This window comes from Pseudomonas sp. MEJ086 (assembly GCF_030209025.1).
Classification (GTDB): domain Bacteria; phylum Pseudomonadota; class Gammaproteobacteria; order Pseudomonadales; family Pseudomonadaceae; genus Aquipseudomonas; species Aquipseudomonas fulva_A.
On sequence record NZ_JARVSV010000027.1, the window covers coordinates 24,983 to 40,465 of the forward strand.

5 protein-coding genes are annotated in these 15,483 nt (G+C 62.7%); 3 read left to right on the plus strand and 2 right to left on the minus strand.

The features are described 5' to 3' along the window. The first annotated feature begins 22 nt into the window (after positions 1-22). On the plus strand, positions 23-10,966 hold the full coding sequence (locus QRN22_RS18455; RefSeq protein ID WP_042554554.1) for an Ig-like domain repeat protein: 10,944 nt from the start codon (positions 23-25) through the stop codon (positions 10,964-10,966). Positions 10,967-11,098: 132 nt separating this feature from the next. Here QRN22_RS18455 and QRN22_RS18460 read toward each other — a convergent pair whose 3' ends face one another. Continuing rightward, positions 11,099-12,586 (minus strand): MFS transporter, encoded by a 1,488-nt coding sequence (locus QRN22_RS18460; protein WP_042554553.1) that lies wholly within the window; start codon positions 12,584-12,586, stop codon positions 11,099-11,101. 99 nt (positions 12,587-12,685) lie between these two features. Here QRN22_RS18460 and QRN22_RS18465 point away from each other — a divergent pair, with 99 nt between their 5' ends. Beyond that, positions 12,686-13,243, plus strand: coding sequence for a TetR/AcrR family transcriptional regulator (locus QRN22_RS18465; protein WP_042554552.1), 558 nt, complete (start codon positions 12,686-12,688; stop codon positions 13,241-13,243). Positions 13,244-13,506: 263 nt separating this feature from the next. On the opposite strand, the gene QRN22_RS18470 is transcribed toward QRN22_RS18465, so the two are convergent. Next, a complete protein-coding gene (locus tag QRN22_RS18470) occupies positions 13,507-14,031 on the minus strand; it encodes a nuclear transport factor 2 family protein (RefSeq protein WP_042554551.1) in 525 nt (174 codons plus the stop codon). A 231-nt stretch (positions 14,032-14,262) separates the two neighbouring features. Here QRN22_RS18470 and QRN22_RS18475 point away from each other — a divergent pair, with 231 nt between their 5' ends. Further along, positions 14,263-15,162 carry an AraC family transcriptional regulator gene (locus QRN22_RS18475; RefSeq protein WP_042554550.1) on the plus strand — a complete coding sequence of 300 codons (900 nt, stop codon included), beginning with the start codon at positions 14,263-14,265 and terminating at the stop codon, positions 15,160-15,162. Positions 15,163-15,483: the final 321 nt, after the last annotated feature.

Consider the following 15,483-nt stretch of genomic DNA (forward strand, 5'->3'; position numbering starts at 1 on the left):
CCGAAAAAATGCCGAGGCTGCAATGCAAAACCTGATCACTGTGGTCAACAAGTCGACCCACGAGAAAGTTTCAACGGCCAGTCATGAGGTGGCGCTACAAGCCCCCTCGGTCGTCCAATTGGCGACCAAACGTTCCGACATGCAGAGTATCGAGCGTCAGGGTGGCACGCTGGTCGTCACCCTGACATCGGGCGTCGTGCTCAAGGTGCAGGGTTTCTTCCCTGTGCAGGGAGCCCCGCAGAATGATCTGGTCATCGACGATGGTCAGCAGCTCTGGCACGCCGAGTTCGCGGACGACATGCAGTTGCTCGGGCAATACACGCCTATTGATTCCATAGAGCCACTGCTCGGCAACGAAAGCTTCGACCTCTCGACGGTGGCCTGGGTGCTGGGCGGCGTCGCGCTTGCCGGCATCGCAGTAGCCAACAATCGCGGTGATGGCAGTAGCCGGTCGCAGGCAGAGGAGGCAGACACCACGCCGCCAGCAGCGCCCAGCGTGAATCTGGGCGTCAACGCGGACGGCAGTCTCACCGTGACCGGGCTCGCCGAGGCGGGCAGCACCGTTACCGTGACTTACCCGGATGGCACGTCCAGCCAGGTTCAGGCGGATGCCAACGGCGCTTATACGGTTCAGTCACCGGCTGATCAGCCAACCGGTGATGTGGTTGCGACAGCGACGGATGCTGCTGGCAATGTCAGCTCGGCAACGACCGCGCCCTATGTGGACGTCATCGCTCCGACCACCACGGCCATCATCGTCAATTTCGCCGATGATGTCGGCTCTGTTCAGAATGCTGAGCTGCCTTCAGGCAGCAGTACCGATGACACCACACCGACGCTCAATGGTTCGCTGAGCGCGGAGCTGGTCGCGGGTGAACGCGTCAACGTCTACCGCGACGGTACCCTGGCTGGTCAGGCAACGGTTACCGGAACCACTTGGACGTTCACCGATGCCAGTCTGGCGGATGCGACCTATCTCTACACCGTTCGGGTGGTGGATGCGTCGGGCAATCTGGGCGAGATTTCCAACAGCTTCGAGCTGACGGTGGATACCGTCGGCCCATCGGCCTCGACCACTCAGGTGACCATCGACGCGCTCACCGGTGACGACATCGTCAATGCCGCCGAGTCGGGCGGGGTGGTGACGGTTACCGGCACCATCACGGGTGATTACAGCGTTGGCGATGTAGTCACCTTGATCGCTACGGGTGGTACCTACACCGGATTGGCTGCAGCAGACGGTACCTGGAGCGTCGAGGTACCGGCAGGCGGCCTGGGTGGCAATGGTAACCATGTCGCGCAGGTGAGCATCCTGGCCCACGACAGCGTTGGTAATTCCGGCACCGTGACGGCCAGCCGTGCCTATGCGGTCGACGTCGAGGTTCCTGACAGTAGCTCGACCACCATCAGTTTCGACTCCGTTACCGACGACAATATCGTCAATGCGACCGAGGCCGAGACCACGCTGACGCTGACTGGCAACGTAACCGGTGATTATCAGGTGGGTGACATCATCACCCTGACCATCAACGACGTGCAGTACAGCGGCAGCGTAGCGGCCGGCGGTGTCTGGACGGTGGGCAACGTGGCCGGCAGCGATCTGGCCGCCGATGCCGATCGCGTCATCGACGCTTCCCTGGTGGCTCATGACGATGCTGGCAACGCAGGGATCATCACCGCAGCGCACGGCTACGCCGTACAAACCGAGCAGGTGATCACCGAGCTGTCGATCGATGCCATCGCTGGCGACAACGTCATCAACGATGCTGAAGCCCAGGCGGGTGTCATCTTCAGTGGTGCCGCCAGCGGGACGTTCACCGCGGGTGACGTGGTGACCCTGATCGTCAACGGCACCACCTACACCACGGGTGTCGATGTCAGCGGCACCTGGAGTGTCGAAGTCGCAGGCTCGGCGCTGGGGGCCGACGGCGCCTATACCGCCACAGCTTCCATCGTTTCGAGCGACGGCGCAGGCAATCTGGGCAATGCCCAGGCGCTGCGTGCTTACAGTATCGATACCGCTGCACCGTCGTCCGCCACCACGCAAGTAACCATCGATGCCATCACCGGTGACGACATCGTCAACGCCGTTGAGTCGAGCGGGGCGGTAACGATTACCGGGTCTGTCAGCGGCGATTACAGCGTTGGCGATGTAGTCACCTTGATCGCTACGGGTGGTACCTACACCGGATTGGCTGCAGCAGACGGTACCTGGAGTGTCGAGGTAGCGGCAGGTGCGCTGGGTGGTAATGGCGGTCAGAGCGTGCAAGTGAGTGTTCTGGCCCACGATGCTGCCGGTAACTCGGGCACCGTAACGGCGAGTCGCCCTTATCTGGTCAACCTCAATGCGCCTTCGGGAACCGCTCTGTCGATCGACATCGTGGCGGGTGACGATATCGTCAATGCCAGCGAGGCTTCGGCGAGCAACACGGAAGTCATCAGCGGCACCGTGACGGGGGAGTTCAGCGTCGGCGACGTGGTAACCCTGACCATCGGCAGCTTCATCACCACGACGACAGTGGCCGCGGGTGGCCTGTGGAGTGCGAGCGTTGCCGGCGATGTGCTGGCTGCCGCTTCGAGCATTGACGCCAGCCTGCTGGCCAGCAACGCCGCCGGCAACGAAGTGACCGTCACGGCCACCCGTGGCTATGTGGTCGACACCGAGGTGCCGAGCAATACCTCCACCACCATCAGCTTCGATGCGGTCACCGACGACAATATCGTCAACGCGACCGAGGCCGAGACCACGCTGACGCTGAGTGGCAGCGTGACCGGTGATTATCAGGTGGGTGACGTCATCACCCTGACCATCAACGGCGTTCAATACAGCGGCAGCGTGGGGGCTGGCGGAATCTGGGCAGTCGCCAACGTAGCCGGCAGCGACCTGGCTGCCGATGCCGATCGCGTCATCGATGCTTCCCTGGTCGCTCATGACAACGCCGGTAATCAGGGTACGGTCACCGCGTCGCACCATTACGCCGTACAGACCGATGGTGTGACCACCGCCCTGTCGATCGATGCCATTGCGGGCGACAACATCATCAACAACGCGGAAGCCCTGGCTGGCGTCACCTTCAGTGGCGTGGCCACCGGGACGTTCAGCGCAGGCGACGTGGTGACTCTGACCATCAATGGTACGGCCTACACCACTGGCGTCGATGCGGCTGGTATCTGGAGCGTTCAGGTCCCGGGTTCGGCGTTGGGGACCGACGGTGCCTACACGGCCTCGGCCTCGATCGTGTCGACTGACAGCGCGGGCAACCCCGGCAGTGCCCAGGCGCAGCGTGCCTACAGCATCGACACGGCCGTGCCGGATGCGTCCAGCACCAGCCTGGCGATCAATACCGTCGCGGGAGACGATCAGGTCAACCTGGCGGAAAGCTCCGCTGCCGTGTTGCACGCCATTTCCGGCACGGTCAGCGGCGATTTCACCCTGGGTGACGTGGTCACCGTGACCATTGGCAGCCAGAGTTACACCGCGAGCGTGGTTGCAGGCACCGGTGCGACCGGTGTATGGCAGGTGGATGTCGCGGGCGATGTGTTGGCGTCCGCCAATTCGGTCTATGCGAGCCTGGCCGCGAGCGATGCAGCAGGCAACGTCGGCACCATCCTGGCCCAGCACAACTACGTGGTGAGCATCGAACTTCCCAATGCGCCAACCCTGCAGGTCATCGATGATGTCGGCAGCGTAACCGGCGACGTTGCCGACAACGGCGGGGTGACCGATGACCAGACTCCAACTTATCAGGGCACGGGGGCGGCGGGTGCCACCATCAGCCTGGTGATCAACGGCGCCGCCGCAGTAAGCGTACTGGTCGATAGCGATGGCACCTGGAGCTATACGGCGCCCCTGGCGGTGGCCGACGGCGACTACACGGTGGTCGCCACGCAGACCGATATGGCAGGCAACATCAGCATGCCTGTCAGTACGACCTTCAGCGTGTTCACCGGCAATGTCGAGCTGCCGACACTGGTGATCTCCGATGACCTGCTGCCCGTGATTGGCGTGGTAGCCGATGGAGCCAGCACCAACGACGCCACCCCGACCTTCAGCGGTACTGGCGTGGCTGGCGCTATCATTCACCTGGTCATCAACGGCGCCACGCCTGTCGATGTGACGGTCGGCGCTTCGGGTGAGTGGAGCTACACGCCGTCCGAGTCGATAGGGACCGATGGCAGCTACACCGTGAGTGTCACCCAGACCACGGCAGTGGGTACCAGTGGCGTGGTCTCCAGCCAGTTCATTCTGGATACGCGCATGCCGAGCGCCGAAGACGGCTATGCGGTAGCCATCGACTCCTTCGTCGATGACGTCGACGCTCAGGTCGGCAACTTCCCAAGTGGCAGCAGCACCAATGACACCTCACCCTTGCTGCAGGGCAGCGTGGCGGGGCTGGTTGCGGGCGACTTCGTGGCCATCTACGAAGGCAGTATTCTGCTTGGAGCCGCCGTCGTTACGGGTGATAACTGGATATTCCAGCTGACGGATGTTACCGAAGGGGCCCACGAGTATGTGGCTGTCCTGACCGATGCCGCGGGTAACCTCGGACTGCAATCCGCTACGTTCACCCTGATTGTCGATACCAGGGCGCCTAGCGCCGAAGATGGTTATGCCGTCGCAATCATCGACTATGTCGACGACGTGGAGGAGCAGACCGGCACCTTCGGCAGTGGAACTACCACCAACGACACGTCGCCAGTACTGCAGGGCTCGGTTTTCGGATTGGTCACGGGGGATTTCGTCCGTATTTACGATGCTGGCGTCCTGCTTGGTGTCGCCACCGTATCGGGCAACACCTGGAGCTATGAAGTCGTCGATGCCAGTGAGGGAGGCCACAGCTACACGGCTGTGCTTACCGACGCGGCGGGCAATGAAGGGCTGGTATCGAGTGCCTTCGATCTGACCGTCGATACCAGAGCACCAAGCGCAGACGATGGTTATGCCGTGGCGATCGTTTCCTACACCGATGATGTGGAGGAGCAAACCGGGACTTTCGGCAGCGGCACCAGCACCAACGATCGCTCGCCGGTGCTCAACGGTACCGTGTCGGGGCTGACCAGCGGCGACATGGTTCGTATCTACGAAGGCACTACCCTGCTGGGTACCGCGGCGGTAACCGGGGGCGCCTGGACATTCGAGGTGGTGCAGGCCAGTGAAGGTCCGCATGACTACACGGCGGTCTTGGTGGATGCCGCCGGTAACCAGGGCCTGAGCTCTGAGGTGTTTTCCCTGATCGTCGACACCACAGCGCCAGATGCCGCCAGTGGCTACGCCGTGGCCATCGTTTCCTACACCGACGATGTGGAAGCGCAAACCGGCAACTTCGGCAGTGGCACCAGTACCAACGATCAGTCACCGGTATTGAACGGCACGGTATCGGCCCTGGCCGCAGGCGAAGCGGTGCGTATCTACGAAGGTACCAACCTGTTGGGTACCGCGATTGTCAGTGGTGGTAGCTGGTCGTTCGAATTGGCCACGGTCGCCGAGGGGCTCCACACCTACACCGCGGTGATCGTCGATGCCGCTGGTAATCGGGGCGTGGTGTCGAACCCCTTCGAGCTTACCGTGGATATCACCGCGCCAAGTGCCGAGCAGGGCTACGCGGTGGCGATCACCTCGTATGTGGATGATCAGCAGCCGCAAACGGGCGAGTTCGGCAGCGATACGTTCACCAACGACACCAACCCGCTTTTGCAGGGCACCGTTTCCGCGTTGGGCAGTGGTGAGCAGGTGCGCATCTACCAGGGGAGTACCGTGCTGGGTAATGCCGTGGTGTCGGGCGGCACCTGGAGCTACAGCCTGTCGGACCTGGCGGACGGTACCTACAACTACACCGCCAGGGTAGTGGACGCAGCGGGTAACGAAGGGGCGCTCTCCGATGTCTTCACCCTGACAGTGGATACATCCGCCCCGAGCGAGGACGATGGCTACGCCGTGGCGATCAGCGGTTACAACGACGATGTGGAAGCGCAAACGGGCAGCTTCCCCAGCGGTACCAGCACCAATGACACGTCACCCCAGCTTTTCGGCAGTGTCGTGGGGATGCAGGCCGGTGACAGTGTGCGCATCTATCAGGGCACTGTCCTGTTGGGCAGCGCCACTGTCACGGCTGACACCTGGGTCTATGACCTGTCCGGTCTGCTCGACGGTACTTACAGCTACACCGCTGTCGTCACCAGTGCCGCCGGCCTGGAAGGGCTGACCTCCAACCCCTTCACCCTGAGCGTCGATACCCGAGCGCCAAGCGCCGAGGATGGCTATGCGGTGGCAATCACCACCTTCATCGATGATCAGCAGCCCATGGTCGGTGAGTTCGGCAGCGGTAGCAGCACCAATGACACCTCACCGCTGCTCACCGGCACCGTCGCCGGTCTGGTTGGCGGGGATCAGGTGCGTATCTACGAGGCGGGCATACTGCTCGGCACTGCCACGGTGTCGGCGGGCAACTGGACCTATCAGGTCAGCGATGCCAGCGAAGGCAGCCATACCTATACCGCAGTACTGGTCGACGCGGCGGGAAATGAAGGCGTGACTTCCAGCCCCTTCACCCTGATCGTCGACATCACGGCACCGAGCGCCGAAGACGGCTATGCCGTGGCCATCGACTCCTTTGCCGATGACGTGGAAGCACAGGTCGGCGACTTCCCCAGCGGCAGCAGCACCAACGATACCTCGCCGCAGCTCAAGGGCACCGTGGCCGGGCTGTTGGCGGGTGAGATCGTCCGTTTGTACGAGGGTGCCAACCTGCTGGGCAGCGCCATCGTCACCGATGGCGAATGGGCCTATCAACTGCAGGATGTCCCCGAAGGCACTCACACCTATACGGCCGTGGTGGTCGATGCAGCCGGCAACGAGGGCCTTCGCTCGGATCCGTTCACGCTGACCGTCGATACCCGTGCGCCGAGTCTGGAAGACGGCTATGCCGTGGCCATCATCGATTACGTCGACGACGTGGAGGCACAGACCGGTACCTTCGGCAGTGGCACCAGCACCAACGACACCTCTCCGGTTCTGCAGGGCTCGGTCGCGGGGTTGGCCAGTGGCGATGTGGTACGCATCTACGAGGGCGACACATTGCTGGGCGTTGCCAGCGTAACGGGCAACAACTGGAGCTATGAGCTCGCCTCCGTCAGTGAAGGTTTGCATACCTACACGGCAGTGCTCGCCGATGCAGCGGGTAACGAAGGGCTGGTGTCCAACGCGTTCAGCCTGACCGTCGACACCACGGCACCCAGTGCCGAGGATGGTTACGCGGTAGCGATCGTCTCCTACACCGATGACGTGGAGGCGCAAGTCGGTAGTTTCGGCAGCGGTACCAGCACCAATGACATCTCACCGGTATTGAGCGGCACCGTGACGGGCCTTGCAGAGGGTGACCTGGTTCGTATCTACGAAGGCACGCAACTGCTTGGCGCAGCCACCGTCACCGGTGGTATATGGACGTTCGAGGTGGTGCAGGCGAGCGAAGGCAGCCACACCTACAGAGCGGTGCTGGCCGATGCAGCAGGCAACGAGGGCGTGGTATCCAACGACTTCATGCTGACCGTCGACACCCGGGCGCCGAGCATCGATGACGGCTACGACGTGGTGATAACGGCATTCACCGATGACGTCGAGACGCTGGTGGGTGACTTCCCCAGTGGAACCACCACCAATGACAATTCGCCGTTGCTCAAGGGAACCGTCACCGGCCTGCAGCCTGGGGATTTCATTCGCATCTATCAGGGGGGCACCGTACTCGGCGTGGCGGTGGTCAGCGATGGTCTGTGGACCTTTCAGGTGACCGATGCGAGCGACGGTAGCCAAAGCTATCTGGCGCGGCTTGTCGATGCAGCGGGCAACGAAGGGCTGGCGTCGAACGTCTTCGAGCTGATCATCGATACCGTGGCGCCCACGCAGACGGTGACCATCGACAGCTTTACCGATGACTTCGGCCCCCTCACCGGCGACCTGCCCACCGGCTCGACCACGGACGATGCCACGCCGGTCCTGAACGGCACGCTGTCTGCCGCCATCGAGGCCACCGACAGCGTCAATATCTACGAAGGCACCACCTTGCTGGGCACCGCCACGGTAACGGGGAATACCTGGTCGTTCGCGATTCCCGCAGAGAGCATCATCGGCGGCACCGTGCATACCTATACCGCCGTGATTGCCGATATGGCGGGTAACGAGGGTAGCCCGTCGGCCACGTTCAGCCTGACCAGCATCATCGAGGTCAATGCACTCACCACGCTGGATACCACGCCGATCATCACTGGCCGCATTCCCTATGCGCTGGTGGACGGCGCTCAGCTGGACGTCACCATCAACGGCAAGACCTACACATCCGTCGATGGCTCGGTGGTGGTCGATAGCCTCAATTCGACCTGGTACGTCCAGGTTCCGGACAGCGATGAGTTGCCGGTCGGCACCCACGCCATCGTCGCTCAGATCGTCAACGGCGACGGCAGCCTTGGCGCCAGCGGGTTGCAGACCAGCGAGTTGATCGTTGCGCCGGTACCCGAGGCGAACTTCGGTGCCGCCGGTGGCGACGGCAACAACAAGGGCACCACGGTCACCATGAGCACCAGCGGTACCTGGGAGTTCTTCAGCAACCAGGTGGTGTACCGCAGCACCGCCACTGACAACGCCACCATCGCCCAGTACAGCGGCACGACGTTGACCAGCAACACCGGTGGGGCCGGTTATGGCAACGACAACATGAACATGGTGCAGAACGCGACCTACATCGATATCAACCGTGATGGTCACATGGACATCATTGGTATCGACAGCCGTTACAGCAATGGTCAGCAGATGTTCATCAACAATGGCGACGGTACCTACACCGCCGTGCAGATGGCGGACACGAACTCATCTGGCGACGGCTTGGCCAACGTCTACAGCTGGTACGGCGGCGTGATTGCCATCGACTTCCGTGGAGACGGTTACGTCGACGTGGTGTTCGGTGATCAGACTCCCAATGATGCAGCCGCGCCCGGCGGCTACAACTCGCAGTTCGTGCAGAACAATGCAGGTGTGTTCATCAAGGACGCCGTCTACACCTACACCCAGGCCAACGGCGGCCTCAATACCGGCAATGGGCAGCCGAATCAGGAAGTGTCCGGTGTCGACCTCGATAACGACGGCACCGTCGACGTGGTATTCCATGGTTCGTTGGGTACCAACAAGATCGGCGCTGCCAATGCCACCGGTGCGGCCACCAGTGGCAATACCGCTCGCCTGGTGGTGGTGAAGAACGACGGTGCTGGCGGGTTCATCACCAGCCAGATCATCAACAACGCCCTGCACTACGCCGCGGCTCCCTACGTGGCCAACGAGCCATCCATGACCTGGGCCGACTACGATGGCGACGGTTACATGGACCTGTTCATGGGCAAGGTGTATGGCGCCAACACCGCTGCTCAGAACAACAGCACCATCTTCTTCAACGACGGAGCGGGCAACCTGGCCTCGACCAACACCTCGGGTGTGGGGACGGCTTCGGGCACCTACACCTTCAACGACACCGTGCCGGGTGGTGCTTCGCTGGCAGTGGACTGGGACGGCGACGGCCGCATGGACATCATCGAGGCACCGCAGATCGGCGTGGGCGCAGCCTCCGTCACCGGCACCGTCAACCTCTACGTCAATCAGACGTCGGGCGGTACGGTGAGCTTCGACACCTACTACCTGCAGTCCACTTCGACCTTCGCCAGCGACTCGGCCAGTGCCACCACGTTCAGCGGCGCCATCAGTCAGGCAGGCGTCGTCACGGGCAATCCGGTCACCGGGATGATCAGCGTCGACGTCGATTACGACGGCGCCAAGGACCTGTTGATCTTCACCAGCAACGGCACCACCACTTACGTACGCAACACCAATACGATCGCCGACGGCACCAGCATGCACGTGCGGATCCTCGACCCCCAGGGCATCACGACCTACTTCGGCAATACGGTGAAGCTGGTCAACTCGGCAGGTGAGGTGGTTTCGACGCAGATCATCAATCCGCAATCCGGTAGCCAGACCAACGACAGCACCAGCATCGTCGACTTCTACGGTCTCGATGCCAACGAAACCTACAGCATCATCCTGCTGCGCAACATCGGCGGTACCGCCAGCCATGTGGGCGCCAGCAGCGATGTGGCGGGTTACAGCGTCGACAACGTCAATTCGACATGGGGCGGGCTGAAGGCCGGTGCTGCCGACTCGGCCTACGTCCTGACGGCCCAGGGAGAGGCCCAGGCCTCCGATACCATTGGCGCCGGTGTGGTGGGTACGGGCTACAACGATACCTTCTTCGCCACGTTGGGAACCAAGCGTTACGAGGGTGGCGGCGGTACCAGCAATGAGTCGAACTACAAGTCGTGGAGCAACACGGGCGGTATGGATATCGTCGACTTCAAGCTGGCGGGCAGCACCGCGTTGACCATCGACCTGAGTCAGACCACGGCGCAGAACACCGGTTGGAACACCGTGACCCTGAGTGACATCGAAGGCATCGCCGGGGCAGGGGGCAATGACACCTTCACCGACGACGCAGGCGACAACCTTTTCGAAGGCCGCGGTGGCGACGATACCTTCAACCTGGTGAACGGCGGCCGTGACACCTTGCTCTACCGAGTGCTGGAAGGCTCGATGGCGGATGCCGCAGGCGGCAATGGCTCCGACACGGTCAACGGCTTCACCATCGGTACCTGGCAGGCCACACCGGATGCCGACCGTATCGACCTTGCCGACCTGTTGGTGGGCTACACCGCCGGTGGTGGGGCTCGTTACATCAACGGTGTCGCCACCATCGCCAGCGACGAGACCATCGGCCAGTTCCTGTCGGTGACCTCCAGTGGTGGCAACACCACGGTAAGCATCGACCGCGACGGTGATGGCTCCGCCTATGAGTCGGCGGTACTGTTGACCCTCAATGGGGTCAGCACGGATCTGGCGACCCTGCTGGCCAACCACCAACTGATCGTGGCATGAGTCTGCGGGCCCCTTGACTGACGGACGCGCCGTTAAGGGGCACGCTGTACGTCCCCATCGATCGCCTCATGTCAGTCGAAGGCCCGGATCATCCGGGCCTTCGACTTTCCAGAGAGCTTGCAGCACGCCGTGCTAGACGAACGGCTTGTGCACCGATTTATCCACTTTCACGAACACTGCTGCCAGCAGCAACAGCACCGTGGCCACGGCCAGCACCGCGACGAACGCGGTATCGAACGCCGAGCGCGCCAGGCTGGTCAGGGCGGCTGCCGCTTCCGGTGGCAGACGCTCGGCGATCAGCAGCGCTTCATCCAGGCTGTCGCGGGCCTGGGCTGGCACGGATAGCTCGGCAGGCACCACCAGCACGATGGTGTAGATCACCGACAGGATGCTGCCCAGCAAGGTAACCCCGATGGCGCCACCCAGTTCGAACGAGACCTCCTCCAGCGAGGCGGCCATGCCTGCCTGGTCGGCTGGCGCGCTGTGCATGATGGTGCTCGAGGCCGCCGTCATCGCTGCGCCGACTCCGAACCCCAGCACTGCCAGGCTGGCGATCTGTGCGGCGCTTGGTGCGTTGTGCAGCAGCAGGTAGGCGAACATGCCCAGTGCCGAAGCCAGCAGTGCCCAGAGCATCACCCGTGGCCCACCAAAGCGCGGCAGGTAGTGCCCGACCAGTGGCCCGGCGAAGAACGAAGCCAGAGGCAGGGGCAAGATGAACAGGGCTGCCTGCAGTGGCGAAAGCCCCAGCACCAGTTGCAGGCGCTGGCTGAACACCAGCTCCATGCCGATCAGTGCAGCGGCCACCGTCAGCGCCGCCACCACTGCGGCGCTGAAGCCCGGATTGCGGAAGATGACGAAGTCGAGCATGGGCTGAGCGATGCGCCGCTGGCGCCAGATGAAGATGGCCATGAACAGTGCGCCGATCAGGAATGCGATCAGTGCCGCCTGCAGGGAGGGTTCACGTTTACCCAGTTCCTTGATCGCGTAAGCGATACCGATCAGGCCAGCCATCACCTGCAGTGAACCGATCAGGTCCCAGCGCCGTTCGGCATTGCCGGGCCGTGAGGGGATCAGAATCACCGCCAGCACCAGCGCCACCAGCACGATGGGCACGTTGATCAGGAACACCGAGCCCCACCAGAAATACTCCAGCAGTATCCCGCCGACCACCGGACCGAAGGCCGCACCGCCGGAAGCGACGGACGCCCAGATGCCGATGGCCATGGCTCGTTCGCGTTCGTCGGTGAAGGTCAGGCGCACGATGGACAGCGTGGCTGGCATCATCATCGCCGCACCCACCGCCAGCGCCGCCCGGGCGCCGATCAGGAAACCCGCCGAAGGCGAGAAGGCCGCTGCCAGAGAGGCCAGGCCGAACACGCACAGCCCCGCGACGAACAGGCGCTTGTGGCCCAGGCGGTCACCCAGGGTGCCAGCCCCGAGCAACAGCCCGGCCGCCACCAGTGAGTAGGCGTTGATGATCCACAGCTTTTCCGACGCGGTGGCCTGCAGGTCGTGGGTCAGGGTTGGCAGCGCGGTATACAACACCGTCATGTCGATGACGATCAGCAGCAGGGCGCTGGAAATGATCGCCAGAATCAGCCAGCGTTTCGGGGATTGCATGATTCACCTGTGTAAGGGCACGTCCGCCTGGGTCGGAACATTGTCGCCGCGGATAATGAACATTAAAATACGATCGTATTTTAACAGGAGATAACCCGCATGAGCAGGCCAGTGGTGATCGACCGCAACCGCATCCTCGACAGTGCCGAGACGCTGGTGCGCAGTGGTGGTATCGCGCGCCTCACCATCGGTGCAGTGGCCCAGGCGGCGGGCATCTCCAAGGGGGCCGTGCAGGGCGCTTTCGGCACCAAGGCCCAGCTTATCGACGCGATCTACCAGCGTTGGAGCGATGAGTACGACACGCAAGTGATCGAACTGACCGGTGAGCGACCCACTGCCAGCCAGGCGCTGCGCGCTCACCTCGATCTCACCCGGCGTACCGACGAGGCCGAAGCCGACCGCGCCGCGGGCCTGATGAGCGCCTTGCTCGGCAGCAATCAGCGCCAGGGCAGCGACGCCTGGTACCGCCAGCGCCTCGACCTGATCGACACCTCAACCCCTCAAGGTCGCAGAGCACGTCTGGCCTTCCTGGCGGCCGAAGGCGCCTTCATGCTGCGCTGCTTCGGTTTTTTGCAGATGCCCGATAGCGAGTGGCAAGCCATCTTCGAGGATGTGAGTACGCAGTTGCTGGAGGGCGACGACGAGCAGAAGCGCTGAGCGATCAGACCAATCAGGCCGCGATATCGGCGATCACCGTCAGACCGATCGCCGGCAAGCCGGCTCCTACAATGGCGATCGCCACGCTACGACCCACTCCGTAGGAGCCCGCTTGCGGGCGATATTCATAGGCCCCAGGCTGGGGGGCATTATTGCGAGCGTTCAATGTTCGAGCGCTTGCTGGCCGCCGCTGTACGACCCGTAGGAGCCCGCTTGCGGGCGATTCCTCTCAGGCCACCGCAGCGAACAGGGAGTGTGCCCGATCACCTGGCCGCAGCGGCCGGAATACGCTGCAGCACGTCATCGTAGGGCACCAGATCGAGGAATGCGGTGACCTCTACGGCCTTGCCGTTCTGCATGTGGAAGATCCATGCATAGCTGTTCTCATAGGCCTTGCCGTCGCTGGCAACGCCGGCGCCATCCCAGTTGATGATCACGTGATCGCCATCTGCCCAGACCTGTTTGCTGGTGGGCCTGACTGGCGTGGACAGTCGCGATACGAAGGGGCGAACGGCGCGTTCGACGAAATGCTCGCGCCCCTGGAAGACGCCAGCACTGGGGCCGGAACCCTTGATCGTCCACGTCACGTCGGGCGTCAGTACGTCGCTGAAAAAGGTCGTACCGCCGGCTGCCCAGCGGTCGAACGCCTCGCAGACGATCTGCTTGTTGCGTGTTTCGACGTCGTTTTCCACGCTCGCAGAGACAGCGCTCGAGCACAAAACGAGGCTGATCAGCAGACCGGAGGCCAGCATGGCAGGGCGGATGGGGTGCAGGGTCGTTGAGTGCATGGTGAGAGCTCCTCTGTCTCATCGTCGTCGTTGGGATGAGCCGATTGGTTCCATCCCGGTCGCAACGAGTCTGCCGCCATGACGACGTCTGCCCGTAGCCGCATCGTCCTGCTTCCTTGTACGATCGTCCGAGTTGATAGGGGCTGTTGACGTTTCACGCCGCAACCCGGCTCGTGCTGGAACGTCCACAGCCCCCAGCGTGCGTACACGCGGATTATGCAAGGAGGAGGCATGAGCCCTCTTGAAACGCTGATCGACATCATCAGTCGCCATATGCCGTGCGACGGCATGCAGCGCACGCCGATTCCGGGTGTCAGCCTGGTTCGTTCGGGTACACCGACGGTACCGATGCCCGTGGTCTATGAGCCGACCCTGTGCCTTATCGTGCAGGGGCGCAAACGCGTGATGCTGGGCACCACGGCTTATGTGTACGACGCTGCCAACTACCTGGTCGCGTCCGTGCACCTGCCGGTGTTCGGCGCGGTGATCGAGGCCAGTGAGCAGGCTCCCTATCTGTGTCTGGTGCTCGATCTGGACATGGCCGCCTTGAGCGATCTGGCGCTGCGCTACCCGTCTGCGGACAGCATCGAAGGCGTTCCCGCCGCGGGCATCGCACTCAACGATACCAGCCCCGAACTGCTGGATGCGGCGGCTCGGCTGGCCAGTCTGCTGGATAAACCGGGTGACATAGAAGCGCTGACCCCGCTGGTGACGCGCGAGATGCTGTACCGGCTGCTGACCGGTAGTGGCAACGGCGTGATTCGACAAATGGCCCAGGCCGACAGTCGCCTGAACCAGATCGCCAAGGCCATCGTCTGGTTACGCAGCCATTACAGCGAGCCCTGCCGAATCGAAGAAATTGCCGATATCGCTGGCATGAGTCGCTCGACTTTCCATGCCCACTTCAAGGCTGTCACCGCGATGAGCCCGCTGGAGTTCCGTAGCCAGCTGCGGTTGCAGGAGGCACGCCGCTTGATGGTCGCCGAAGCGGTCGACGCGGCTGGCGCCGGATTCCGCGTGGGCTATGAAAGCCCGTCGCAGTTCAGCCGCCATTACGCCCGCATGTTCGGCCTGCCGCCAGCCAAGGATGCTGTTCGCTTGCGCCGGGCGGCGGAACTGCCCGCAGATTGATCGACGGCAGCCAGCCACCTGAGGCGTTCATAGGAGCCCGCTTGCGGGCGATTTTCTCGAACTGCCGATCCGGCGCGTAGCCCGCGGTCGAGCGCAGCAACTGCGAGAAGGCGATCTGACTATCGCTTCGCGCTACCAAGGCCAGGGTGCTGCCAATCCCGGCACTCATTGGTGGCGGATTCTGCGTTGAATATCGCCACCGATCTTTCAAAATATTTCGGTCGGGAAATGGAGGTGAACTAACTTTCCGGCAGCGCGATCCTTTCCTATGCGCAGTCAGCGCGAGCCTGACGGGCCGGTGCATTCGTACCGAGCCTCGAT